This is a genomic window from Bradyrhizobium macuxiense (genome assembly GCF_001542415.1).
GTDB lineage: Bacteria > Pseudomonadota > Alphaproteobacteria > Rhizobiales > Xanthobacteraceae > Bradyrhizobium > Bradyrhizobium macuxiense.
Genome location: NZ_LNCU01000073.1, coordinates 83,566 through 108,541 on the forward strand (window position 1 = coordinate 83,566; position 24,976 = coordinate 108,541).

19 protein-coding genes are annotated in these 24,976 nt (G+C 65.8%); 13 read left to right on the top strand and 6 right to left on the bottom strand.

Annotated elements, in window-relative coordinates; all coding sequences use genetic code 11:
• The first annotated feature begins 88 nt into the window (after positions 1-88).
• From AS156_RS21745 to AS156_RS21760, 4 genes are all read left to right on the top strand, one after another.
• Positions 89-1,129, top strand: coding sequence for a class I fructose-bisphosphate aldolase (locus AS156_RS21745; RefSeq protein WP_066508519.1), 1,041 nt, complete (start codon positions 89-91; stop codon positions 1,127-1,129).
• Positions 1,130-1,807: a thiamine phosphate synthase gene (locus AS156_RS21750; protein WP_066508522.1), complete on the top strand. Its 678-nt coding sequence runs from the start codon at positions 1,130-1,132 to the stop codon at positions 1,805-1,807. It abuts the gene before it with no gap.
• Between the two features lie 7 nt (positions 1,808-1,814).
• Positions 1,815-2,897: a tetratricopeptide repeat protein gene (locus AS156_RS21755; protein WP_066508524.1), complete on the top strand. Its 1,083-nt coding sequence runs from the start codon at positions 1,815-1,817 to the stop codon at positions 2,895-2,897.
• A gap of 224 nt (positions 2,898-3,121) precedes the next feature.
• Positions 3,122-3,916: an inositol monophosphatase family protein gene (locus tag AS156_RS21760; RefSeq protein WP_066508526.1), complete on the top strand. Its 795-nt coding sequence runs from the start codon at positions 3,122-3,124 to the stop codon at positions 3,914-3,916.
• A 161-nt stretch (positions 3,917-4,077) separates the two neighbouring features.
• Here AS156_RS21760 and AS156_RS21765 read toward each other — a convergent pair whose 3' ends face one another.
• The gene (locus tag AS156_RS21765) at positions 4,078-7,230 is read right to left on the bottom strand and encodes a multidrug efflux RND transporter permease subunit (protein WP_066508528.1); all 3,153 of its coding nucleotides are present in this window, start codon (positions 7,228-7,230) and stop codon (positions 4,078-4,080) included.
• Between the two features lie 6 nt (positions 7,231-7,236).
• Positions 7,237-8,445 (bottom strand): efflux RND transporter periplasmic adaptor subunit, encoded by a 1,209-nt coding sequence (locus AS156_RS21770; RefSeq protein WP_082747670.1) that lies wholly within the window; start codon positions 8,443-8,445, stop codon positions 7,237-7,239.
• 547 nt (positions 8,446-8,992) lie between these two features.
• On the opposite strand from AS156_RS21770, the gene AS156_RS21775 reads away from it, so the two are divergent.
• From AS156_RS21775 to AS156_RS21785, 3 genes are read left to right on the top strand one after another with little or no spacing between them, the layout of a single operon-like run.
• Positions 8,993-9,979 carry a flagellar motor protein MotA gene (locus AS156_RS21775; RefSeq protein ID WP_066508536.1) on the top strand — a complete coding sequence of 329 codons (987 nt, stop codon included), beginning with the start codon at positions 8,993-8,995 and terminating at the stop codon, positions 9,977-9,979.
• 15 nt (positions 9,980-9,994) lie between these two features.
• A complete protein-coding gene (locus AS156_RS21780) occupies positions 9,995-11,023 on the top strand; it encodes a peptidoglycan -binding protein (protein ID WP_066508538.1) in 1,029 nt (342 codons plus the stop codon).
• Positions 11,024-11,473 carry a GNAT family N-acetyltransferase gene (locus AS156_RS21785; RefSeq protein ID WP_066508539.1) on the top strand — a complete coding sequence of 150 codons (450 nt, stop codon included), beginning with the start codon at positions 11,024-11,026 and terminating at the stop codon, positions 11,471-11,473.
• A gap of 467 nt (positions 11,474-11,940) precedes the next feature.
• Here the strand turns inward: AS156_RS21785 and AS156_RS21790 are convergent, their stop codons facing one another.
• On the bottom strand, positions 11,941-12,453 hold the full coding sequence (locus AS156_RS21790; RefSeq protein WP_066508540.1) for a hypothetical protein: 513 nt from the start codon (positions 12,451-12,453) through the stop codon (positions 11,941-11,943).
• A gap of 14 nt (positions 12,454-12,467) precedes the next feature.
• Complete coding sequence (locus AS156_RS21795) at positions 12,468-14,024, bottom strand: hypothetical protein (RefSeq protein ID WP_245312998.1); 1,557 nt, start codon at positions 14,022-14,024, stop codon at positions 12,468-12,470.
• 438 nt (positions 14,025-14,462) lie between these two features.
• Between AS156_RS21795 and AS156_RS21800 the strand changes: the two genes are divergently transcribed.
• Complete coding sequence (locus tag AS156_RS21800; RefSeq protein WP_066508541.1) at positions 14,463-15,410, top strand: oxygenase MpaB family protein; 948 nt, start codon at positions 14,463-14,465, stop codon at positions 15,408-15,410.
• A gap of 48 nt (positions 15,411-15,458) precedes the next feature.
• Here the strand turns inward: AS156_RS21800 and AS156_RS21805 are convergent, their stop codons facing one another.
• A complete protein-coding gene (locus AS156_RS21805; protein ID WP_066508543.1) occupies positions 15,459-16,646 on the bottom strand; it encodes a DUF2125 domain-containing protein in 1,188 nt (395 codons plus the stop codon).
• A gap of 109 nt (positions 16,647-16,755) precedes the next feature.
• Here AS156_RS21805 and AS156_RS21810 point away from each other — a divergent pair, with 109 nt between their 5' ends.
• The 5 genes from AS156_RS21810 to AS156_RS21830 all read left to right on the top strand — a co-directional run bounded on the left by AS156_RS21810 (position 16,756) and on the right by AS156_RS21830 (position 23,823).
• Entirely contained in the window at positions 16,756-17,367 is a 612-nt protein-coding gene (locus AS156_RS21810; protein WP_066508545.1) for a gamma-glutamylcyclotransferase, read from the top strand.
• A gap of 100 nt (positions 17,368-17,467) precedes the next feature.
• Positions 17,468-18,226 (top strand): ankyrin repeat domain-containing protein, encoded by a 759-nt coding sequence (locus AS156_RS21815; RefSeq protein ID WP_066508547.1) that lies wholly within the window; start codon positions 17,468-17,470, stop codon positions 18,224-18,226.
• A gap of 165 nt (positions 18,227-18,391) precedes the next feature.
• The gene (locus AS156_RS21820) at positions 18,392-21,688 is read left to right on the top strand and encodes an efflux RND transporter permease subunit (RefSeq protein WP_066508549.1); all 3,297 of its coding nucleotides are present in this window, start codon (positions 18,392-18,394) and stop codon (positions 21,686-21,688) included.
• A gap of 71 nt (positions 21,689-21,759) precedes the next feature.
• Complete coding sequence (locus AS156_RS21825) at positions 21,760-22,227, top strand: peroxiredoxin family protein (protein WP_066508551.1); 468 nt, start codon at positions 21,760-21,762, stop codon at positions 22,225-22,227.
• A gap of 114 nt (positions 22,228-22,341) precedes the next feature.
• Positions 22,342-23,823, top strand: a complete 1,482-nt coding sequence (locus AS156_RS21830) for an aldehyde dehydrogenase (RefSeq protein ID WP_066508622.1) — start codon at positions 22,342-22,344, stop codon at positions 23,821-23,823.
• A gap of 275 nt (positions 23,824-24,098) precedes the next feature.
• On the opposite strand, the gene AS156_RS21835 is transcribed toward AS156_RS21830, so the two are convergent.
• A complete protein-coding gene (locus AS156_RS21835; RefSeq protein WP_066508555.1) occupies positions 24,099-24,866 on the bottom strand; it encodes a lysophospholipid acyltransferase family protein in 768 nt (255 codons plus the stop codon).
• Positions 24,867-24,976: the final 110 nt, after the last annotated feature.

Genomic DNA, 24,976 nt, shown 5'->3' on the forward strand with positions numbered 1-24,976 from the left:
CCGCGGCCCGCGACGAACGTTTTCTAGGCAATTGCCCGAGAACCGCCTATTTTGGTTTGCAAAGGCATGCGCTCCGGAGGACGTCTCGATGAATCTTGCTGACCTCAACAAAGTCGCCCGCGCCATGGTCACCCCGGGCAAGGGCATCCTCGCTGCCGACGAATCCTCAGGCACCATCAAGAAGCGGTTCGACGCCATCAAGGTGGAGTCGACCGAGGAGAACCGCCGCGACTATCGCGAGATGCTGTTCCGCTCGCAGGAAGCGATGAGCAAATACATCTCCGGCGTCATCCTCTACGACGAGACGATCTGGCAGAACGCCAAGGACGGCACGCCGCTGGTCAAGCTGATCGAGCAAGCCGGCGCCATCCCCGGCATCAAGGTCGATGAAGGCACCCAGCCGCTGCCCGCCTGCCCCGGCGAACTCGTCACCGTCGGCCTCGACAAGCTCGCCGAACGGCTGAAGAAATATTACGAGCGCGGCGCGCGCTTCGCGAAATGGCGCGCGGTGATCGATATCGGCAGCGGCACTGACGGCCGGGGAATCCCATCGATGACCGCGATCCGCGTCAACGCTCACGCGCTGGCGCGCTACGCCGCGCTGTGCCAGGCCGCACAGATCGTGCCGATCGTCGAACCTGAAGTGCTGATGGACGGCGATAACGACATCGACCGTTGTTACGATGTGACACAGCGGGTGCTGAACAAGACGTTCCAGGAATTGCGGGTACAGCGCGTCGCGCTCGAAGGCATGATCCTGAAGCCGAACATGGCGATCTCGGGCAAGAAGTGCGCGAAGCAGGCCTCCGTCGCGGAAGTCGCTGAGAAGACGGTCCGCCTGCTCAAGAGCTGCGTGCCGGCTGCCGTGCCGGGCATCGCCTTCCTCTCCGGCGGTCAGAGCGACGAGGAAGCGACCGCGCATCTCGACGCCATGAACAAGATCGGCAACCTGCCCTGGCCGCTGACCTTCTCCTATGGCCGCGCGCTGCAAGCGGCGCCGCAGAAGGCGTGGTCCGGCAAGGCCGGCAATGTCCCCGCGGGCCAGCAGGCCTTCTCGCATCGCGCCCGGATGAACGGACTGGCGAGCACCGGCAAGTGGGACGCCGGCCTCGAGAAACAGGCGGCATAGTTGGCCACAAAGCCCGTTCCGCCGCGGCCGGCGCCGCGCCTCTATCTCGCGACGCTGCCCGTCGACGAACCCGCGCAACTTGTGGCGGAGCTTCCCGATCTGCTGGCCGCAGCCGACATCGCCGCGGTCCTGGTGCGGCTCAACGAGACTGACCAGCGCACCATGATCTCGCGGATCAAGGCGTTGGCGCCTGCGATCCAGAACGCCGGCGCAGCGCTGTTGATCGACGGCCATCCCGAGCTGGTGGCCCGCGGTGGCGCCGACGGCGCGCATCTGAGCGGCATCGCGGCGATGGAAGACGCGGCACCGTCGCTGAAGCCGGACCGCATCGTCGGTGTCGGCGGGCTTGCGACGCGTCACGATTCCATGGCTGCGGGCGAAGCCGGTGCCGACTACGTGCTGTTCGGCGAACCCGATGCCAAAGGGCAGCGCCCGTCCGCCGAGGCCATCGCCGAGCGGCTGGAATGGTGGGACGAATTGTTCGAGCCGCCCTGCGTCGGCTTCGCCACCTCGCGTGAGGAGGCCGAGGCGTTCGCCGCGGCCGGAGCGGATTTCGTCCTGGTCGGCGACTTCATCTGGGCCGATCCGCGTGGCGCGAAAGCGGCCCTGATCGAGGTCGGTGAAACGATCACGCAGGCGCATGCGAGCGTGATCGCAAGGGCCAGGGCCGAGGGATGACTCCGGAATGAAGCGCCTGCGTCCGATAGGTGTCGCGCTCGGCTGCACGATGCTGGCGAGCGGCGCGGTGGCGCAGCTGTCGATCACGCCCCCGGCGCAGCAGGCGCCGGCGCCGAAGAAAGAGGCCCCGAAGCAGCCCAAGCCGAAGGTGCATTCGCCGGTCGCCAAGAAACCCACGCCGAAGCCGGCGGCCGCCGCTTCGCCGACCCCGACGCCCTCGCCGACACCGACGCCAGGTTTCGAGGATCCCAACGTCGATCTCGTCTACGGTGCCTATCAGCGCGGGCTGTACAAGACCGCGTTCGACCTGGCGACCACGCGAGTCCAGTACAACAACGATCCCAAGGCCATGACGATGCTCGGCGAACTCTACGCCAACGGGCTCGGGGTCAAGCGCGACTACGCCAAGGCCGACGACTGGTACAAGCGCGCGTCCGACGCCGGCGACCGCGAGGCGATGTTCGCGCTTGCCATGATGAAGATCGCTGGCCGCGGCGGCCCGGTCGACAAGGATGCCGCGGTCAAGCTGCTGGCATCGGCGGTCAAGCTCGGCGAGCCCAAGGCGGCCTATAATCTCGCGCTGCTCTATCTCGACGGCCAGACCCTGCCGCAGGACGTCAACCGTTCCGCCGAGCTGCTGCGCATGGCCGCCGACGCCGGTAATCCGCAAGCGCAGTACGCGCTGGCCACCTTCTACAAGGAGGGCACCGGGGTGCCCAAGGACCTCGAAAAGGCGGCACGGCTGCTGCAGGCCGCGTCGCTGGCCGACAATGTCGACGCCGAGGTCGAATATGCCATCGCGCTCTACAACGGCACCGGCACGCCGCGGAACGTGCCGGCCGCGGTGGCGCTGCTGCGCAAGGCGGCCCGGCAGAACAGCGCGATCGCGCAAAACCGCCTCGCCCACGTGCTGGCGACCGGCGCCGGCGCGCCGATGGACAAGGTCGAGGCGCTGAAATGGCACCTGGTGGCCAAGACCGCCGGCAAGGGTGACCCCGATCTTGACGACATCCTCGCCGACATGACCCCGGATGACCGCGCCAAGGGCGAGGCAGCCGCCCGGAAATGGATCGGACACGACGTCAAATGACGCCTTGACGGCGCGGGCTCCAGAGGGCAACCCAGTCGGGAAACCTCGGACAGCCTCATCGCTCTCTTTCACCGTCATCCTGAGGTGCGAGCGAAGCGAGCCTCGAAGGATGCACGGCCCGGCTGGTGGCCGTCGATCCTTCGAGACGCGCGTTCCGCGCTCCTCAGGGTGGCGGAACCACGTTCCGCCGCCCCGCCTATCAGCACCAAAGAAGCCGTCGCCCCATGCTCTACTCCGCCCTCATCAATGTCATGGTCAAGGCCGCGCGGCGCGCCGGCCGCAGCCTCAAGCGCGACCTCGGCGAGATCGAGCATCTCCAGGTGTCGCTGAAGGGGCCGGCGAATTTCGTCTCGCTCGCCGACAAGCGCGCTGAGGAGATGCTCTACACCGACCTCGAAAAGGCCCGTCCCGGCTACGGCTTCCTCGGCGAGGAAGGCGGCAAGCGCGAGGGCTCCGACAAGAGCCACACCTGGATCGTCGATCCGCTCGACGGCACCACCAACTTCCTGCACGGCATCCCGCAATTCGCGATCTCGATCGGGCTCAAGCGCGAGGACACCGTGATCGCGGGCGTGATCTACAATCCCGCCAATGACGAGCTCTACATCGCCGAGCGCGGCAAGGGCGCCTTCCTCAACGACCAGCGCCTGCGCGTCGCCGGCCGCCGCCAGCTCAACGAATGCGTGGTGGCCTGCGGGCTGCCGCATATCGGCCGCGGCAACCATCAGGTGGCGCTGCACGAGATGGCCGCGCTGCAGACCAAGGTCGCGGGCTTCCGCCGCTTCGGCGCCGCCTCGCTCGACCTCGCCTTCGTCGCCGCCGGCCGGCTCGACGGCTACTGGGAGCGCAATCTGCAGCCCTGGGACATCGCGGCCGGCATGTTGATGGTCAGGGAGGCCGGCGGCACGGTCTCGGGCATCCAGGGCAATGACGACCCGCTGCAGACCGGTCACGTCGTCTGCGGCAACGAGTTCGTGCACGGCGAGCTGATCAAGATCTTGAAGCCGCTCGGGCAGTAAGAGCTCGTCATGCGCGGGCTTGACCCGCGCATCCATCGACCTTCGAAAAAGCCGTTCCTATGATGGATGGCCGGGTCCCGTCTACGCCAAGGCTTCGACGAGGCTAACGGTCTGAGGCGCGCCGAAGCCTTAGCGAAGGCGGCAAGCCCGGCCATGATCATTTAGCGCGTCCCCTGCGCCGGCGCGGGCGGGCCAAAGACCTCCGCTTTCTCTGCCGTCTCCCGGTCACCCGCCAGCACGCGCTGCACGCTGACGAAGAACACCGGTACCAGCAGCAGCGCCAGGATGACGACGGCGATCATGCCGCCCATCACTGATGTGCCGAGCGCCTGCTGGCTGGCGCCGCCGGCGCCGGTCGCGATCGCCATCGGCAGCACGCCGCAGACGAAGGCAAGGCCGGTCATCAGGATCGGGCGGAAGCGCAGGCTGCACGCCTCGATCGTGGCCTCGACCAGCGGCTTGCCCTGCGCGCGCAGATCCTTCGCAAACTCGATGATCAGGATCGCGTCCTTGGCGGCGAGACCGATGATGGTGATCAGGCCGACGGTGAAATAGACGTCGTTGGAGAGCCCCCGCAGCGTCGCCGCCACCACGGCGCCGAGAATGCCGAGCGGAATGGTGAGCAGCACCGCGAGCGGAATGGTCCAGCTCTCGTAGAGCGCGGCGAGCAGCAGGAACACCACCAGCACCGACAGCGCCAGCAGGAACGGTGCCTGCGAGCCCGACAGCTTCTCCTGCAGCGACTGGCCGGTCCATTCATAGCCGAAGCCGCGCGGCAGCTTGTCGGCAAGGCGCTCCATCTCCGCGATCGCATCGCCCGAGGTGAAGCCGGGCTTGGCCTCGCCGGAGATGCGCACCGCCGGATAGTAGTTGAAGCCCGCGATCTGCGTCGGTCCCTTCGCCCACTCGATGGTCGCGAAGGCGGAGAACGGCACCAGCTGGCCGCGGCTGTTCTTGACGTTGTAGTTCAGGATGTCGTCCGCGTTCATGCGGCTGGTCTTGTCGGCCTGCACGATGACGCGCTGCATGCGTCCGCGGTTCGGGAAGTCGTTGATGTAGTTCGAGCCGAGATTGGTCGAGATCGTGTTGTTGATGTCCTCGAAGGTAACGCCGAACGCGCCCGCTTTCTCGCGGTCGATCACCAGATTGACCTGCGGCGCCGAGGGCAGACCTTCGACATAGACCTTCTGCAGGATCGGGCTGGCATTGGCTTCGGTGACGAGGCGATCCGACGCGGCGATCAGCGCCGCATAGCCTTTCTGGCCGCGGTCCTGCAGGCGAAACGAGAAGCCCGAGGAGTTGCCGAGATTGTCGATCGGCGGCGGCTGCAGCGCCGAGATCCTGGCGTCGCGGAGCGACGACAGCTCGCGGTTGATGTCGGCGACGATGGCGGCCGCCGAATCCTTCGGGCCGCGCTCCGACCAGTCCTTCAGGGTGATGAAGGCCTGCGCGGTGTTCATGCCCTGGCCGAGGAAGCTGAAGCCGGTGAGGAACGTCACGTTCTCGATGCCGTCACGCTCGAGCAGATATTTCTCGACCTTCTCGACCGCGGCTTCGGTGCGCCCATAGGACGATTCCGACGGCGTCTGCACGTCGGTCGTGATGAAGCCCTGGTCGTCCACCGGCAGGAAGCCGCCGGGCAGCCGCACGAAGCCGTAGGCGACGGCTGCGAACAGCACGGCGTAGAGCACCATCAGGCGACCGGTGCGCTTCAGCGACCCCTGCACCGTGCGCGTATAGCCGGCGCGGCTGGTGTCGAGCACACGGTTGAACCAGCCGAACACGCCCTTGCGGGCATGGCCGTGGCCCTTCTGCACCGGCTTGAGCAGCGTCGCGCACAGCGCCGGCGTCAATGACAGCGCGAGCAGCGCCGAGAACGCGATCGCCGCAACCATTGTAACCGAGAACTGGCGGTAGATGATGCCGACCGAGCCGGGGAAGAACGCCATAGGCACGAACACCGCCATCAGCACCAGCGTGATGCCGATGATGGCGCCGGTGATCTGCGACATCGCCTTCTTGGTCGCTTGCTTCGGCGGCAGGCCCTCCTCGGCCATGATGCGCTCGACGTTCTCGACCACGACGATGGCGTCGTCGACCAGAATGCCGACCGCCAGCACCATGCCGAACATGGTCAGCATGTTGATCGAGAAGCCCACGATCATCAGCGTGGCGCAGGCGCCGAGCAGCGCCACCGGAACCACGATGGTCGGAATGATGGTGTAGCGGATGTTCTGCAGGAACAGGAACATCACGATGAACACCAGCACCACCGCCTCGACCAGCGTCATCAGCACCTTCTCGATCGAGGCCTCGACCACCGGCGTGATGTTGTAGGGGATGTCGTAGCTGATATTGGCCGGGAAGAAGCGCGACAGCTCCTTCATCTTGGCCTCGACCGCGCTCGCGGTCGCCAGCGCATTGCCCTTCGGCGACAACAGCACCGAGAGGCCCGCGGTCGGCTTGCCGTTCAGGCGCGTGTTGAACTGGTAGCTGAGGCCGCCGACCTCGATTCGCGCTACGTCGCGCAGGCGGACGGTCGAACCGTCATTGTTGGCGCGCAGGATGATCGCGCCGAACTCGTCGGGCGAGGAAAGCTGGCCCTTCACCAGAACCTGCGCGGAGATCTTCTGCGTATCGGTGCTCGGCTCGGCGCCGATGCTGCCCGAGGCGACCTGAGCGTTCTGCGCCGTGATCGCCCGGTTGACGTCGTCAGCCGAGAGGCCATAGCCGACCAGCTTGGCCGGATCGATCCAGATGCGCAGACTTCGCTCGGTCGAATACAGCGTGGCGCGGCCGACTCCGGGAATACGGCGGACCTCGCCCAGCACGTTGCGTATCATGAAGTCGCCGAGGCCGACCTCGTCGAGGCTGCCGTCGGTCGATTTCAGCGTGATGATCTGCAGCACCGCGGACGAGGCTTCCTCGACCAGGATGCCCTGCTGGATCACGGCGCGCGGCAGCCGCGCCTCGACGCGCTTGAGGCGGTTCTGCACCTCGACCGAGGCCTGGCTGGTGTCGGTGCCCGGCTTGAAGTTGGCGATGATCTCGACCTGGCCGAGCGAGTCAGAGGTCGATTCGAAGTTCAGGATGTTGGCGGCGCCGTTGAGCTCCTCCTCGATCAGCCGCGTGACGCTGTTGTACAGGTTCTCGGGCGATGCGCCGGGATAGCTGGTCGAGATCGAGATCGAGGGCGGCGCAATGATCGGATATTGAGCGACCGCGAGCAGCGGAATCGAGATCGCGCCGACCAGACAGATGAACAGCGCGACGACCCAGGCGAAGATCGGCCTGTCGATGAAGAAGCTAGGCATATCGGATCACCGCTCGACGTGGGCGGCTTGCTGCGCGTCCGTCGCGGCCCCGGCCGACGCGTCGACCTGCTGCCAGAGATGCGGCCGAACCTTGTCGCCCGCGGCAAATTTCTGGAAGCCTTCCACGACGACCTTGTCGCCGGCCTTCAGACCGTCGGTGACGAACCACTGGCCGCCCTGCAGCGAGCCGGTGCGCACGGACTGCACCGCGACATGATTATCGGCCTTGACGACATAGACCTCGCTACCGCCGCCGCCGTTGCGCTGGATCGCCTGCTGCGGCACCGCGATGGCATCGCTGTCGATGCCCTGCTCGATCTGCACGCGAACATACATGCCGGGCAGCAGGACCTTGTGCGGGTTCGGGAACTCGCCGCGCAGCGTCACCTGGCCGGTATAGGCATCGACCTTGGCGTCGGAGAACAACAGCTTGCCCGGCTGCGAATAGATCGTGCCGTCGTCGAGCACGAGGCGAACCTTCAGCGCATCGGCCTCGATGCGCTCGAGATCGCCGTTCTCGAAGGCACGGCGGAGCTGGTTCATCTCGCTGGCCGACTGCTGGAAGTCGGCATAGATCGGGTCGAGCTGCTGGATCGTCGCGAGACTCGTGGCGTCGTTCTGCACGACGAGCGCGCCCTCGCTGACCAGCGCCGCGCCGACAATGCCGTCGATCGGCGCGCGGATCGTCGCATAGTCCAGGTTGAGCTTGGCACGCGCGACATCGGCTTCGCGGCCCTGAACGTCGGCCTCGGCCTGCTTCAGGTTGGCGATCGCCCTCTCGTTCTCGGCCTCGGAGGTCGCGCGCTGGTGGGTCAGGGTCGCAATGCGGCGGGCCTGCAACGAGGCCTGCTCGAGCACCGCCTTGGCGCGCGACAGCGCCGCCTCGTTCGATTGCAACTCGACTTCGAACGGGCGCGGATCGATCTGGTAAAGCGGATCGCCGGCCTTCACCTCGCTGCCCTGATGGAACATGCGGTTGACGATGATGCCGGAGACGCGCGGGCGGACGTCGGAAACGCGCGTCGGCGCGATACGGCCCGGCAGCTCGCGCACCATCGCGCGCGCCTGCTGCTTCACGGTGACGACGCTGACATCCGGCTCGGGTGCCTGCGCGGCGGCGGTCGCCGTGTTCGGTTCGTCGCAGCCCGCAAGCAATGGCGCCGCCACGGCCAGCATCAACGCAATGCATGCCGATTGCGCGCGAAGTCCAGACATTGAAGAGGTCGCCCCTGATTGGTGTGAACAAACAAACGGCGGCATCGCATCGACACCGCTCCGTTGCCGGTAGAAAATAAAATGTGCTTGCTGCGACGCAATGCGTTCAGCGGGCGGCTCATTGTCACATAAGCCTATCGCACTGAATTTGCGGCATCTTTTATCGATTCACCGGATTGTGAGCGGGTTCCATCGCAGGCTGTGAGGCTCCATTAAGCAATGCGTGAGCGCGAACGCGGCATTTGCATGCGTGCGAGGGTGGCATTGCCGCAACTTTGTGAGGCGACGTCGCCGAATCGCCGCCCTCTCAACCGGCACTGCGAGCCCGACGCGCGCGGCTCCATGGCCTGCGGCGGGACGGTCATCGGCGGCAACGTCCAAGGACGCGCGGGAAACGCCGGGACGGCTTTGCGAGGTGTGTGCGAAAGGTCGCCTTCAACCGAAGAATCCCCCTTCGCGGCCCGGATGCGGCTTTCCTCACTTTCCTCCCTCCGCCGCTGTGCCATATTGATCGCAGATGCGGCCTTCGCGAACGGATGACCCGGCAATGCCTCCTTCCCGCTCCGATATGGAGATCGAACTGAGCAAGCTGTCCTCGCCCCGGATCTTCCTGGTGCGGATGCTGGTGTTCCTGGTGCTTTGCGGCCTGGTCGGGGTTGTGCTGTACAAGCAGATCATCATGGCGTTCTTCGCCAATCCCGGCCTGAACGCCCTGATCGGCCTGGTTCTGCTCGTCGGCATCATCCTGGCGTTCCGCCAGGTGATCCGGCTCTACCCCGAGGTTGCCTGGGTCAATAATTTCCGCATCGCCGATCCCGGCCTTGCGATCGACCGCCGCCCGACGCTGCTGGCCCCGATGGCCGCGATCCTCGGCGGCGAGCGCTCGGGGCGGATGAGCATCACGCAGCAGACCATGCGGCATCTGCTCGATTCGATCGCGACCCGCCTCGACGAGGCCCGCGACATTTCGCGCTACATGACCGGCCTGCTCGTCTTCCTCGGCCTGCTCGGCACCTTCTGGGGCCTGATCGAGACCGTAGGCTCGGTCGGCAAGGTGATCGACGGGCTCAAGGTCGGCGGCGATGCCGGCGCGCTGTTCGATTCGCTGAGGGAGGGCCTCGCCGCCCCGCTCGGCGGCATGGGCATCTCGTTCTCGTCCTCGCTGTTCGGCCTCGCCGGCTCGCTGATCCTCGGCTTCCTCGATCTGCAATCGAGCCAGGCCCAGAACCGCTTCTACACCGACCTTGAGGACTGGCTCGCCACCACTGTGCGCGGCATTTCCGGCGAGGAGGCCGGCGTGGGCGGCGGCGAATTGCAGGGTGCGATCGACCGGCTGCGCACCGCGGTCGAGGAAGGCGGCGGCCGCAGCACCACCGCGGCGATGGCCAATCTCGCCGAGGCGATACAGGGCCTGGTTGCGCATATGCGCACCGAGCAACAGATGATCCGGGAATGGGCCGACGGCCAGGGCGAGCAGAATCGCGAGATCAAGCGCCTGCTCGAGCGTCTCGCCCGCCAGCCCGAGAAGAGTTAGCCAGGAGGCAAGCCCATGGCCCTTGCCCGCGCACGCCGCAGCGAGTCCGCCTTCAACTATTGGCCCGGCTTTGTCGACGCGCTGTCGACGCTGGTGCTGTCGATCGTGTTCCTGCTCACGGTGTTCCTGGTGGTGCAGTTCTTCCTGTCGCAGGAAGTCACCGGCAAGGACAAGGCGCTGGAACAGCTCAACGCCAAGATCGCGCAGCTCAACGATCTGCTGTCGATGGAGAAGCTCGGCAAGCTCAACCTCGACGACCAGATGGCGCAGCTGCGCGCCAGCCTCGCCTCCGCCGAAGGCGAGCGCGACCGCATGAAGGGGCTCTATGAGGGGCTCGCGAACTCCGGCAACGACGCGGAGGGCCGCGCCAACGAGCTCAACAAGGCGCTGGAATCCGAGAAGGGCGTCTCGTCGCGCGCGCTGGCGCAGATCGAGGTGCTGAACCAGCAGATCAGCGCACTGCGCCGCCAGCTCGCGGCGCTCGAAGAGGCGCTCGACGCCTCCGAGAAGCGCGACAAGGAATCGCAGAACCGCATCGCCGATCTCGGCCAGCGGCTGAACGTCGCGCTGGCGCAGCGGGTGCAGGAATTGTCGAAGTACCGCTCCGAGTTCTTCGGCCGTCTGCGCACCATCCTCGGCAACCGCCCGGATATCCGCATCGTCGGCGACCGCTTTGTGTTCCAGTCGGAAGTGTTCTTCGACACTGGACAGGCCACCCTGCTGCCCGAGGGCAAGACTGAGCTCGATACGGTGGCTAGCGCGCTGATCGATATCGACAAGAAGATTCCGAGCGAGATCCCCTGGGTGCTGCGGGTCGACGGCCACACCGACGTGCGGCCGATCAACAGCCCGGTGTTCAAATCGAACTGGGAGCTGTCCTCGGCGCGCGCGATCTCGGTGGTGCAGTATCTGGTGTCGCTCGGTGTGCCGCCGCAGCGGCTCGTCGCCGCCGGCTTCGGCGAATTCCAGCCGCTCGACACCGCGCAGACCGAAGACGCCTACAAGCGCAACCGCCGCATCGAGCTGAAGCTGACGGAACGCTAGGTGGCACACGGCTTCGAGCTTCGTCCCTATCGCGCTGCGGATGAGGACGCGGCCATCGAACTGTGGCGGCAGACCTGGCAGCAGGCCTATCCCTCGATCGACTTCACGGCGCGCGTGGCGTGGTGGCGCGAGCGTTGGCGGAGCGAGCTGGTGCCGAGCGCCGCGATCGTCGTCGCCGAGCAGAGTGGCGCGCTGACCGGCTTCGTCACCATCGACAAGGCCGGCTATCTCGATCAGCTCGTGGTCGATCCCGCTCACTGGGGCTCGCCGCTCGCAAGCGCGCTGGTCGACGAGGCCAAGCGCCTGTCGCCCGATGGCGTCACGTTGCTGGTCAACAAGGACAACGCCCGCGCCATCCGCTTCTACGAACGCAACGGCTTCGTGCATGCCGGCGAGGACGTCAACCCGACCTCGGGACGGCCGGTGCTGAAGATGGCATGGACGAGGTAGGAGATGGGCGCGTGGCGCTCTCGATGCATCGTCCCAATGAAAGTTGAAACCGAGATGGCGACGCATTCAAGGTCGCAGTCCCCGTAGGCCGATCTGGCGCCACATCCTCCGCTGTCGTCCCTGCGAAAGCAGGGACCCATAACCACAGGGCTGTATCGTTGAAGTGAGCTTTGGCCACAGCGCAGCAAGCCAACTGGCGCCGGTGGCTATGGGTCCCTGCTTTCGCAGGGACGACAGCGAGTTTGTTGCGCGGTCTGTGAGACATACTTTCGCATTCTCGCGACATGAATTGCCTGAGCTTTGCATTTCGTTTCGCCACTCTGAAGCAGAAGACGCAGGGAAAGCCGGGTGCCGATCGCACCCATGGGCCCCGAGCAATTGGCGCCCCGCTCTCCGCGTAGCCGGCGCTGCGAGCGGCGTCGTCCGGTCCGCTTACGCGGGCCGGACGACCAACTCCGCAGGCTTCGCTATCGCTGCGGAGCTGAATATCGACCGGGAGTCGCCGATATCGCCGCGACGGTCCGCGCCAGGCGCTGGCGGCCGAGCAGCCCGGCCGTTGCGAGCATCGCCACGCCGCCGATCCACCATGAGCCGATCACCAACGCCCAGGCCCGGGACGGCGTCTCGTCGAAGATGATGCCGTAGACCGACACCAGCGCGGCCATCGCCGCGAGGAAGGTGCCGCTTGCACTGAGGAGCTCGACTGCATCGAGCTTGCGCGACCGGATCGCGGCCGGCCGCCGCGGGACATCGATCCCGAGATAGAAGCCGACGGCACCGATCACGATCAGCATTGCGATGAAGGCAAGCGTGTCGAACATCGCGACGTGCCCCTTCGCGAGCTGGGCGGCAACGAAGGTCCCGCCCATCGCACCGGCCATCGCCAGGCCGGCGCGCTGCAGCACATGCGCGGCCCGGCTGACCATCAGCATGTCGCGCGCGAAGGCGGCTCTGCCCCCCGATTTGCTTGCGGTCCTCATCTACAGTCTCCTTTTTAGAACGGGTAGTAGCGGAGCTGGGTCATGACGATGTGGTCGTCCGTCTTCGGCGCGCCGCCGACACCGGAGAAGGCGAAGCGCTGGGTGTAGGAATATTGCGCCCCGGCCTTGATGGTGCCGTAGGCGCCTTTGAAGATCGTGTCGTAGAAGCCTGCGGTGTACTGCCTGACCTCGGACGTGTTGCCGTTGCAGGTCGCCGCCGGCGAGTTCTCGATATTGCAGCCGAGATTGTTGTAGAGCGGATTGCCATAGCCGAACGGCACGGTGCCGACATCGGAGAACGTCGCCCTGGTCTTCTCCAGGCCCGCATAGGCGTAGAGATCGAGCGACGGCGTCGTGTGCCACACGGTGCCGACCAGGAATGCGGTGATCGGCAACGGCTGGATCGAGCCGTCCTGCCGCACCGTCACGTCCGGGAACGGCGTCGCCGTGAAGCGGCCAAGCGCGCCGTAGGACGCCGAGGCCTGCAACTCCAGCGTCTTCGGCACGATCTCGGCCGAGAGATGAACGCCGAAGCTCGCCGTGTTGACGTCGTGATTGGCAAAGTTGAAGCGATCGTAGAAATCGCGATACATCGCCCAACCCTCGAGATGCAGCTTGTACGGACCCAGCAGCGGATCCCACGCCGCCTTCACCGTGATATCGGGGACGTGGTTGAGGCTGACATTGTTCAGGCTGTTGAAGAAGCTGCCGCCCGGGCCGGTCAGGTTCACCAGCAGGTTCGGATTGAGCACGCCCTGCGGCCCGACCGCCGGCATGCCGACCAGCGGCGTGTTGCCGCCGAAGAACGAGGTCTGCGGATTCTCCGCCGAGATCGCCAGTTTGAACTCGGGCCCGATGTCCTGCCAGACGCGGATGCCGGGCTGCCGCGCGCCGAGGAAACCCGGCACCAGTTCGAAATCGATCACGCCGGGCGTATCGGCAACGCGCGGGTCGATGCCCGCCTTGCTCGGCGCGTTCAGCGACCACGTCTGGCCAGCGAGCACATGCAGGCCGAGATCGGTGCGATCGATCTCGATGCTCGCCTGCCGCAGCCGCGGATTGTACGAATTGGTCGCAACCGAATTCGCGGTCTGCGCCGCGCCCTCGAAATCGATCTCGCCGAAGCCGGCAATGTGGGTGTCGGTCGTCGCATTGGCTTCGGCGAGCACCGAGAGGCGAGTCTGGCGCGCGGAGAAGCGCGCTTCGTCGGTGTTGAAGTTCCTGCTTTGCGGGAACGGGATCGCATTGAAGACCGAACCGGTATCGGATGCGAGATTGCGGCTGCGATAGATGCCGGTGAGATCGATCCAGCCGCCGAAGGTGAAGCTGACGCCCCTGTAGCAGAGCTTGCCCGGCGCGCAGGGATCGAATGGCGACGGCGCCTTGGTCGCGACCTGGGTGTCGGCTCTCGCGGCCAGCGCCTCCTGCCGGCGCGCCTGCTGCTCCATGCGCTGCTCGAGCTGCCTCAGCCGCGCTTTCAACGCCCGCAGCTCGGATGCATCGTCGTCGGCCCATGCGGGACCGGCCAACACAAGCATGCTGCCGAGCAGTATCCCCCCGAGTCCTTTCATGTGCTCCCTCCCACGCGAGGATGTTTCCTCAGGCAGGAGAGAGCGGCACTCAGGCGCTGTTATTCGCGGCAGTCCGCAGATTGGCGGTCACGTTTTTCTCATCGCGGAGGCGGGAATAGTTTGCCGCCAGCTGCGATATGCGCGCGGGAGGAAGTCGTTATGCCCCGGGGCTTGTCCCAGCCATGGCGACGTGGAGACCGAGATACACCACGCCGTCGGCGAAGCGCCGCGGGAGGCTGCGCGCCTTCGAGCGAGGCTTCGGTGCCGTGTGGATTAATGCCGGCCGTGACGCCGGACGGCGGCGCGCACACGCATCAATCAGGAGAGCGGCTTGAGCATACTTCGCGGATTACAGCGCGCGCTTCGCTTGCCGAATCGCGATAGGCCGCACAAACTATAGTAGCATCCCATTCGCGTCCGCATCGAAAGGGCCCGCATTTGGTCTCTGAAGGCGACCTGGAAGCTACCCTTGAATTCGTCCGAGCCCGGGCCGCGGGACAGGTCGAAGGCATTTTTGGTCCAGCCTCGATGACCTGGCGGATGGACAGGGAAGCCGTGATCTTTTTGGGCGCCGGTCGTGCCTTGCTGCTTCAGCTTGCGCACCCCTGGGTCGCCGCCGCCGTGGCCGAGCACTCGCGGACCTTTGCGGATCCGATCGGTCGCTTCCATCGCACCTTTGACGTCGTGTTTACGATGGTGTTCGGCTCGCTCGACGCGGCGCTTGCTGCTGCCCGGCACCTGCACCGCCGTCATGCCACGATCGTCGGTCGCCTGCCCGAAGGCATCGGCCCCTTCGACAGCGGCTCGCCTTACCGCGCCAACGAGGCGGCGGCATTGCGCTGGGTTCACGCGACCCTCGTCGATACTGCTCTCATCGTGCACGACCTGATCCTGCCTCCGCTCACGGCCGACGAGCGCGAACGGTATTGGGCTGAAAGCCGGTTGTTCGGGGCGTTGTTCGGGCTGACGTCGAGCGATTTGCCAGCGGATTGGGAATCGTTCGCCGCCTACAATGCGGCGATGTTGCAATCGGATACGTTATCGGTCAGCGCCGCTGCACGCGAGGTGGCCGGACAGATCTTCGCCGGCGGACGACCGTGGCTGCGGCCGCCGCGATGGTACCGCACTCTTAGCGCCCAGCTGTTGCCGGACCGGCTGCGCACGGGCTTCGGATTCGCCTTTGACGAGCGTGACGCGAAGGCCGAACGTGCGCTTGCGCGGATACGACGCGTGTATCCCAAGATACCGACCCGCCTCCGCTACGTCGGTCCCTATCAGGAAGCCCTGGCGCGGCTACAAGGAAAATCGGATCTCGGCTGGACCACGCGATGCCTCAACCAGGTCTGGATCGGGCGGCCGCAATTGGACCATCGTTGGAACAGGTGAGTTCTCCCGGACGCAATCGGCAACGGTGACGCTGTCGAGATATCCCGCTCAGAACAACGGCGGAATCTGCGCGACCTTGAGCGGGCCCAGGAACACCGCGCCGTCGGAGAAGCGCAGCGGGAAGCTGCGGGCTTTCTTGCCCTCGAGCATGGCTTCGGTGCCGAGCGAGTTGATGCCGGCGGAAATGCCGGCATTGGCGTTCTGCTTGATCACCTTGCCGAGGCCAGGAATGGCGCGGTCGAGCGCGCCGAACAGATTGCTGATGTCCTGGCTCTTCACGCCGGGCGCGACGCGATCGAGCGTCGATTGCGGCACGCCCTCCTCCAGCATCTTGTCGATGCCGAGCGCGGGGATCACGCGTTCGAGGCCGGCGACCGTCATCTGCAGCTCGCCCTCGATGCGTCCCTGCGCGTTGAGGCGCAGCGTGCCGGCGGCGACCGAGAGAACATCGCCCTGCTCGATCCGCGACTGCATGATCTCGACACTGCCGCCGGCAGCCTGGAGCTCGCGGAAACGATCCGGCCAGGGCTTTGGCGAAAAATCCTTCAGCCCGTTCAGTCTTGCGTGGATGTCGGCATTGAACGGCTGCGTGAGCAGCGGATGCACGTCCTGCAATGTGCCGTTCGAGATCTGCAACACGGTCTCGATCGCCGGGCTGTCCGGCGTCGGCCCGTCGACCTGCCGTCCGTGCAGTTCGACATGGGCGACGCGCGCGACCGGCGCCGGGGTGGCGCCGCCGATCCGGTCGATGGCGAGATCGTCGAACACCAGCGAAGCGCGCTGCGGCACCGCCGGCAGTCCAACCACGCTGCTGCGCCCCTTGCTCCAGTTGATCGACAGCGAGGGCTGGGCGCCGCGTTCGGCGAGCGTGGCCGGCCCCTTGAACTCCGCGATCACGAGCTTGGGATCATAGATCTGCGCTACGACCAGGATCTCGGCGAGCCGCGCCACGAACGACATTTGCGGGGACGCGGTCTGGGAAACCAGCATCACGCTCGGATCCGAGCAGCGGACCTCGAGCCGGAACGGGTACCCCGCCACCGAACGGTTGCCGCAATCATAAACACGGCCGGCCTCCGCCTCGTGGGCCCGCCAGGCATCGGCCTGCACCCCGACCTGGGACGCGGCAAAGAACCAGAACCCGCTCCACGCCACCGCGGCGATGAGGACCAGGACAGGCACGAAGTAGAGGCCAAAACGCGAGCGCCGGCGTGGCGCGGAGGTTGTGTCGGACATTCCGGTCCTTTGGCGGGCGAATTTGTCAAAATCTAAGCAGCAGCAAGCTCCGGAAACAGCGCGGAATTCGCTTCGCCTGGGCGATTCGTTCTGCTAGCCCATCACCGCCATGGCAGCAAACAGTCCCCCCTCACCCGATCCGTCGGACGGCGACCTCTGGGTGTTCGGGTACGGCTCGCTGATGTGGAAGCCGGGCTTCGCCTTCCTCGAACAGGTGCCGGCGCGGCTGATCGGCGAGCACCGCGCGCTCTGCGTCTATTCCTTCGATCACCGCGGAACGCCGGAAAAGCCCGGCCTGGTGCTGGGGCTCGACCGCGGCGGCGCCTGCCGCGGCATCGCGTTCCGCGTCGCCGCCTCACAGCGCAACGACACGATCGCCTATTTGCGCGCGCGCGAGCAGACCACCCACGTCTACCGCGAGGTGATGCGCTCGGTCTGGCTCGAGAACGAGGCGCGGCAGCGGGTGAGCGCGCTCGCCTATGTGGTCGATCGCGGCCATGTGCAATATGCCGGACGGCTGTCGCTGATCGAGCAATTGCGCCTGGTGCAGCAGGGCCACGGCCGCTCCGGCAACAACCGTGACTATGTGCTTTCGACCGTGACCTCAATCGAGAAGCAGGGTTTTCGCGATCCGCAGCTGCATCAGCTTGCGGTGATGCTGCACGATGCCGGCCCGCTGCATCGCGACACCCATCCGGCAGGCGGGCTCGACCCGGCTTGACTGACGCGCGGACCGGGGGACGCGGCGTCACAGACGGACGCGGAGAGCGCGTGTAATATCCGCCATATCTGTTCCGGCGTCTTCGAACAGGAGGCCGACGATGACCACCGATCGACCAAGGCTCCGGAGTGACGAGCCGCTTGCCGCCGAGTTCACGGCGGTGATCAAGGCCGGCAAATCCGAGCGCCTGCGCGAGTTGCTCGCATCCGATCCCCGGCTTGCGCTGTGCGTGGTCGAGGATCACAAGAGCGGCGGACGGCCCCCGCTGCATTTGCTGGCCGATTGGCCGGGGCACAATCCCAATGCGGCCGAGACCGTGCAGATCCTCGCTGCGGCGGGTGCCGACCTCGATGCGCCGGCGGTCGCGATGTGGCACCAGGAGACCGCGCTGCACTGGGCAGCCAGCAGTGACGACGTGACGTTGATCGATGCGCTGCTCGATGCCGGCGCCGATATCGACCATGACGGCTCATCGATCGACGGCGGCCCGCCATTGTCGTCGGCGGTCGGCTATGGGCAATGGGCGGCGGCGCGACGGCTGGCCGAACGCGGCGCGCGCACGCAGCTGTGGCACGAGGCCGCACTGGGCCTGATGCCTGAGCTCACGCGCCGGCTCGAAGCCGATCCCGCCCTCGAAACCGACGAACTTTCCGGAGCATTCTGGAATGCCTGTCATGGCGGGCAGCTCGCCACCGCGCGATATCTGCTGGAGCGTGGCGCCGACCTCAACTGGCTCGCTCCCTGGACCGGCCAGACGCCGCTCGATATCGCGGAGAAGGCCGAACGACACGACATCGCGGCATGGCTCCGCGAGAGCGGCGCGACGCGTGGAGAAAAGAGCGACCCGGACGCGGTCTGAAGGGCGCGCCCTCGCATTCCGACGGTCCTCCTGGTGAGTACAGCGCCGCTGCTCGCAGCAACGAAATCGCGGCGGAGGTATGGCGGCGGCCTTTGACATTTGGGCTTTTGCATCGCGACGCGGAGGGATAGAAGCTCAGCCGCAACGACGCCGATCGCGAATTCGATGAATCTCTCCGCCCCTTTTGTCCGCCGTCCGGTCGCTACCACGCTGCTGTCACTGGGACTCGTGGTGGCCGGCGTCATTGCATTCTTCAAGCTGCCGGTCTCGCCGCTGCCCGATGTCGACATCCCGACCATCATGGTGCAGGCGACCCTGCCCGGCGCCAGTCCGGCGGACGTCGCCGCCACGGTGGCTAGCCCACTCGAGCGTCACCTCGGCCAGATCGCCAGCGTCACCGAGATGACCTCGGTCAGCTCGCTCGGCTCGGCCCGCATCACGCTGCAGTTCGACATCGATCGCGACATCAACGGCGCCGCGCGCGATGTGCAGGCCGCCATCAACGCCGCGCGCGCCGACCTGCCGACCAACCTGCGAACCAACCCGACCTACCGCAAGTTCAACCCGGCCTCGGCGCCGATCCTGATCTACACCCTGACCTCGGATACGCTGACGCCGGCCGAGCTCTATGACGCCGCCTCGACGGTGCTGGCCCAGAAACTGTCGCAGGTCGCGGGCGTCGGCGAAGTCTCCGTCGGCGGCGGATCGCTGCCCGCGGTGCGCGTCGAGCTGATCCCGTCGGCGCTCTATCAATACGGCATCGGGCTCGAGGACGTCCGCGCCGCGCTCTCCAGCGCCAATGCGCATAGCCCCAAGGGCGGCATCGACGTCGGCGAGCGGCGCTACCAGATCTACGCCAACGACCAGGCCAGGAAGGCTGACGACTACAAGCCGCTGGTCGTCGCCTATCGCAACGGCGCGCCGGTGCGCCTCACCGATGTCGGCGACGTCATCGATTCCGTGGAGAATGTACGCACGCTAGGCCTCTCCAACGGCAAGGCGGCGATCGTGATGATCGTGTACCGGCAGCCCGGCGCCAACATCATCCAGATGGTGGATCACGTGAAGGGGCTGATGCCGCAGCTCAAGGCCTCGGTCTCGCCCGCGATCGACATCACGCTTGCGGTCGACCGCTCGAAGACGATCCGGGCCTCGCTGCACGACGTCGAGATCACGCTTCTGATCGCGGTCGCCTTGGTGATTCTCGTCGTGTTCGCCTTCCTGCGCAACGCGCGCGCCACGCTGGTGCCGGTCGTCGCCGTCGGCGTGTCGCTGATCGCGACTTTCGCCGTGATGTATCTATTGGGATACACGCTCGACATCTTCTCGCTGATGGCGCTGACGGTGGCGACCGGATTCGTGGTGGATGACGCCATCGTCGTGCTGGAGAACATCACCCGTCACATGGATGCGGGGATGTCGCGGCTGGAGGCGACGCTGCAGGGCACCCGCGAGGTCGGCTTCACGGTGCTGTCGATGAGCGTGTCGCTGATCGCGGTGTTTGTCCCGATCCTGCTGATGGGCGGCCTGGTCGGCCGCCTATTCCGCGAATTCGCCATGACGATCACGATCGCGATCGTGATCTCGCTCGTGGTCTCGCTGACGACGACACCGATGATGTGTGCCGTGCTGCTGCGCCCCGAGCGCGGCCAGTCGCACGGGTGGATCTACCGGGCCTGCGAGCGCGTCTTCGATCTGATGTTGAGCGGCTACCGCTGGACGCTCGCCATCGCCTTGCGCCACCCGGTGCTGGTGATGGTGATCCTGGGCACGACCCTCTATTTGAACTTCCATCTCTACGGCGTCGTGCCCAAGGGCTTCGTCCCCCAGCAGGACACCGGACTGTTGATCGGCTCGATTCAGGCCGACCAGAGCACGTCATTTCAGTTGATGCGGCAAAAGCTCACGCAGTTCATCGACATCGTCAAAAAGGATCCGGCGGTCGATACCGCGGTCGGCTTCACCGGCGGCGGCGGTGCGGGCCCGGGCGGCGGCACCAACACCGGAACCGTGTTCGCATCGCTGAAGCCGATGGACGAACGCAAATTACGCGCCGATCAGGTGATCGAGCGGCTGCGCGACAAGCTTTCGGAGGTGGCGGGCGCCACCCTGTTCCTGCAATCGATCGGCGATCTCGGCGCCGGCGGGCGTTCCGGCAATGCGGCGTATCAATACACGCTGCAGGGATCGACATTCGAGGAGCTGAATGAATGGACGCCCAAGCTCGTCGCAGCGTTGCAGAAGGAATCGACGCTCACCGACGTCAATAGCGATCAGCAGAACAAGGCGCTGCAAAGCAACCTGATCATCGATCGCGATACCGCCGCCCGCCTCGGGATCACGGTCAGCCAGCTCGACAACACGCTCTACGATGCCTTCGGGCAACGCCAGGTCTCGACGATCTTCGTCGCGCGCAACCAGTATCACGTCATCATGGAGGTCGCGCCACGCTATTCGCAGGACCCCGAAACCTTGAGGCAGGTCTATATCTCTAGGTCGGGTGGATCGGCGACCGGTTCGCAGACCACCAACGCGGTTGCCGGAACGGTGGCCTCGTCCTCGCAAAAGAGCTCGGTGAATTCGGTCGCGGCCAATGCGGTGCGCAATCTCGCGACCAATTCGATCGGCGCCACCGGCAAGGGCAGCTCCTCCACTGGAACGGCGGTCAGCACCGCCGCTGAGACGATGATCCCGCTGTCGAGCGTCGCCCGATTCGAGCATGGCGTGACACCGCTGGTCGTCAACCACCAGGATCTGCTGGTCTCCAGCACCGTCTCCTTCAACCTGGCGCCCGGCGTCTCGCTGAGCACGGCAACCACGGTGCTCGAGACCACGATGCGGCAGATCGGCATGCCGACGGGCATTCATGGCGCGTTCGCGGGAGCCGCCAAGATCTTCCAACAGTCGCTGGCGAACGAGCTGTATCTCATCCTCGCGGCGCTGGCGACGATCTACATCTCGCTCGGCATGCTGTACGAGAGCTACATTCATCCGCTGACCATCCTGTCCACCCTGCCCTCGGCCGGCGTCGGCGCGGTAGCGGCGCTGATGCTGTCGCATACGGAGTTCGACATCATCGGCATGATCGGGGTGATCCTGCTGGTCGGCATCGTGAAGAAGAACGCGATCATGATGATCGACTTCGCGCTCGATGCCGAGCGCCAGCGCGGGCTGTCGTCGCGCGAGGCCATCTACGAAGCCTGCCTGATGCGGTTCCGGCCGATCATGATGACCACGCTCGCCGCCCTGTTCGGCGCGGTGCCACTGATGATCGGCATGGGCGAAGGCAGCGAGTTGCGCCAGCCGCTCGGCATCGCGATCTTCGGCGGCCTGATCCTGAGCCAGATCCTGACGCTGTACACCACGCCGGTGGTCTATCTCTATCTCGATCGCGCCCGGCTCTGGACCTCAAGACGAAGGGCGGCGCGCCGCGCGCGCCGGGCACAGTCAACCTCGTCCTGAACTTCGGTCGTTGACAGAGCAGTCCCGATCTTGCCAACCTGCCGCCGACGGCAGACGCAAGGAAATCGCCTGTGACTCTCGCACCGGAACTCGCAGTGTCGCGCTGGTTCAACACCGGCGAGCCCCTGACATTGGCGGCGCTGCGCGGCCGCCCGGTTCTGCTGCATGCATTCCAGATGCTGTGTCCCGGTTGCGTCGCGCACGGCACGCCGCAGACACAGCGCGCCTTCGAGCTGTTCAAGCATTCCGACCTGCAGGTCATCGGCCTGCACACCGTGTTCGAGCACCATTCCGCGATGACCCCGGTGTCGTTGGAGGCCTTCATCCACGAGTACCGGCTGACCTTCCCGATCGGCGTCGACGAGGCCGGAGACGGCACGCCCATACCGGTCACCATGCAGCGCTACGGCATGCAGGGAACGCCGACCAGCATCCTGATCGGACGCGACGGCAGCGTCGTGCATCACGGCTTCGGGCAGCAAGGCGACATGGCGCTCGGCGCCATCATTGCGGCGGAGCTTGCCGCCGTGCGCGGCTGACGGCGGCAGGCCCCCGTTTGCAACTCCGCTCACGCGACTGCGTTATGACGGCGTCGCGCAATGCGTGATATCGTTTCCTTAAACCAACACTGCCTCGACGCGTGGGAGGATATCGTGAAGACCTATCAGCTCTACATCAACGGCCAGTATGTCGACCCCGCCAATGGCGAGTGGTTCGAGACGATCGATCCCTATCGCGGCGAGGCCTGGGCCAAGATCCCGCGCGGCACGGCCGCCGATGCCGACAAGGCCGTGAAGGCCGCCAACGAGGCGATGTGGCGCGGCCCCTGGGCGAAGATGACGGCGTCCGCACGCGGCAAGGTGATGCGCAAGCTCGGCGACCTCGTCGCCGCCAATGCCGAGCGTCTCGCCGAGATCGAGGTGCGCGACAACGGCAAGCTGATGGCCGAGATGCTGGGCCAGCTGCGCTACCATCCGGAGTGGTGGTGGTATTTCGGCGGGCTCGTCGACAAGCTCGAAGGCGGCCTCGTGCCGATCGACAAGGCGGAGACCTTCGCCTACACGACGCATGAGCCGGTCGGCGTTGTCGCAGCGCTCACCGCGTGGAATTCGCCGCTGCTGTTCGTCGCCTGGAAATGCGCCGCCGCGCTTGCCGCCGGCTGCGCCGTGATCGTCAAGCCGTCGGAGTTCACCTCAGCCAGCACGCTGGAATTCGCCGCCCTGACCAAGGAAGCCGGGATTCCCGACGGCATCTTCAACGTGGTGACCGGCTTCGGGCCCGAGGCCGGCTCCGCGCTGATCTCGCATCCCGGCGTCGCCAAGATCACCTTCACGGGATCGGATACGACCGGCGCCAAGGTCTACGAGACCGCGGCTAAGAGCCTGAAGCGTGTCTCGCTCGAGCTCGGCGGCAAATCGCCCAACATCGTGTTCGAGGATGCTGACCTCACGGCCGCCGCGGCCGGCGCGATCTCCGGCATCTTCGCCGCGACCGGCCAGACCTGCATCGCCGGATCGCGCCTCCTGGTGCAGAGCTCGATCAAGGAGAAGTTCGTCGCGCGCGTGCTGGAGCTCGCGAAATCCGCCAAGATCGGCGATCCGATGCAGTCGGACACCAATGTCGGCCCGATCACGACGCCGGCGCAGTACAAGAAGGTGCTCGACTACATCGACATCGCCAAGGCCGAAGGCGCGCGCTGCCTGCTCGGCGGCAAGCCGGCATCCGGCGACGGCATCAAGGGCGGCCAGTTCGTCGAGCCGACCATTTTCACCGACGTCGACAATACCATGCGGATCGCGCGCGAGGAGGTGTTCGGGCCGGTGCTGTCGATCATCTCCTTCGACACCGAGGAAGATGCCATCAGCATCGCCAACGACACGATCTACGGCCTTGCCGCCGGCATCTGGACCAAGGATCTCGCCCGCGCCATCCGCGTGCCGAAGCAGCTGCGCGCCGGCACCGTGTGGGTGAACACCTACCGCGCCATCAGCTACATGATGCCGTTCGGCGGCATGAAGTTCTCCGGCGTCGGCCGCGAAAGCGGCATCGACGCGGTGCGCGAATATCAGGAGACCAAGAGCGTCTGGATCTCGACCGCGACGGACGTGCCGGCGAATCCGTTCGTGATGCGGTGAGGAGTCTCGCGAAGACTGCACTCCCTCTCCCGCTTGCGTAGGGCGATCGCATATGACGCCGGGAAGCTTGGCGCAGGCGCTGCCACAATCGTCATGGCCGGGCTTGTCCCGGCCATACACGTCTTTCTCTCGCGGAAAGCAAGACGTGGATGCCCGGCCCAAGGCCGGGCATGACGAGTGTGTGGAGTGATCGAGCCCATATGCGATTGCCCTGCCCGCAAGCGGGAGAGGTGCACCGTGTGCGCCGCTCGACCTATTGAATTGAAGTCAGTGCCCTACCCCTTCGCCGGGCTCGGCACCCCGCCGAACAATTGCGCCTGCTCGGCGCGGGCGGCCTCGACGATGCGGGTAGTGGCGGTTTCTATCTGGTCGCGCAGGCGGGTCATGAACTCGTCGCGCGGGAGGCCCGGCGGCAACGGATCGAGGAATTCGACCACCAGCGTCCCCGGATAGCGCATGAAGGTGCGGCGCGGCCAGAACAGCCCCGAATTGAGCGCGATCGGCAAGCACGGCACGCCGCTCTCGGCATAGATCTGCGCGACGCCGGCCTTGTAGTTCGGCGGCGCGCCGGGCGCGGTGCGCGTGCCCTCGGGGAAGATCACGAGCTGGCGGCCGAGCTTCACTTCCGCTGCCGCGCGCTTCAACGTCTTGATCAGCGAGCGCGGGCCACCGCCGCGCTCGACCGAGATCATGCCGACTTTCTTGAGATACCAGCCGAACACCGGGATCATCATCAGCTCGCGCTTGAGGATGAACAGCGGGTACTCGAAGAAGCGCACCAGCGCGAAAGTCTCCCAGAACGACTGGTGCTTCGAGGCGATGATCAGCGGGCCCTGCGGAATCTTCTCGACGCCGCGGAATTCGATCCTGATGTTGCAGATGACGCGCATCAGCAACAGGCTGGTGTTTGCCCACAAGGCCTCCAGCGCCATCAGGGCCTGCCGCGGCAGCAGCAGCGCCGGGAGCGCGATGATGCAGATCACCACCAGCACCAGGTAGAACAGCACGTTGAAGACAAGCGAGCGCAGGAAGATCAGAGCCATCTCAACACACTATCCTCTACATCGTCATTCCGGGGCGCGTAGCGAACTCTGGTGCGCAATCGCGCATCTGAGAATCCGAGATTCCCCGATACACGATTGTGTATCCGAGG

Excerpts from the sequence above, each read along its gene's own strand:
- AS156_RS21745 (WP_066508519.1), top strand. The coding sequence starts at position 89 with ATGAATCTTGCTGACCTCAACAAAGTCGCCCGCGCCATGGTCACCCCG.
- AS156_RS21755 (WP_066508524.1), top strand. The coding sequence starts at position 1,815 with ATGAAGCGCCTGCGTCCGATAGGTGTCGCGCTCGGCTGCACGATGCTG.
- AS156_RS21760 (WP_066508526.1), top strand. The coding sequence starts at position 3,122 with ATGCTCTACTCCGCCCTCATCAATGTCATGGTCAAGGCCGCGCGGCGC.
- AS156_RS21765 (WP_066508528.1), bottom strand. The coding sequence starts at position 7,230 with ATGCCTAGCTTCTTCATCGACAGGCCGATCTTCGCCTGGGTCGTCGCG.
- AS156_RS21770 (WP_082747670.1), bottom strand. The coding sequence starts at position 8,445 with ATGTCTGGACTTCGCGCGCAATCGGCATGCATTGCGTTGATGCTGGCC.
- AS156_RS21775 (WP_066508536.1), top strand. The coding sequence starts at position 8,993 with ATGCCTCCTTCCCGCTCCGATATGGAGATCGAACTGAGCAAGCTGTCC.
- AS156_RS21780 (WP_066508538.1), top strand. The coding sequence starts at position 9,995 with ATGGCCCTTGCCCGCGCACGCCGCAGCGAGTCCGCCTTCAACTATTGG.
- AS156_RS21790 (WP_066508540.1), bottom strand. The coding sequence starts at position 12,453 with ATGAGGACCGCAAGCAAATCGGGGGGCAGAGCCGCCTTCGCGCGCGAC.
- AS156_RS21795 (WP_245312998.1), bottom strand. The coding sequence starts at position 14,024 with ATGAAAGGACTCGGGGGGATACTGCTCGGCAGCATGCTTGTGTTGGCC.
- AS156_RS21805 (WP_066508543.1), bottom strand. The coding sequence starts at position 16,646 with ATGTCCGACACAACCTCCGCGCCACGCCGGCGCTCGCGTTTTGGCCTC.
- AS156_RS21810 (WP_066508545.1), top strand. The coding sequence starts at position 16,756 with ATGGCAGCAAACAGTCCCCCCTCACCCGATCCGTCGGACGGCGACCTC.
- AS156_RS21815 (WP_066508547.1), top strand. The coding sequence starts at position 17,468 with ATGACCACCGATCGACCAAGGCTCCGGAGTGACGAGCCGCTTGCCGCC.
- AS156_RS21820 (WP_066508549.1), top strand. The coding sequence starts at position 18,392 with ATGAATCTCTCCGCCCCTTTTGTCCGCCGTCCGGTCGCTACCACGCTG.
- AS156_RS21835 (WP_066508555.1), bottom strand. The coding sequence starts at position 24,866 with ATGGCTCTGATCTTCCTGCGCTCGCTTGTCTTCAACGTGCTGTTCTAC.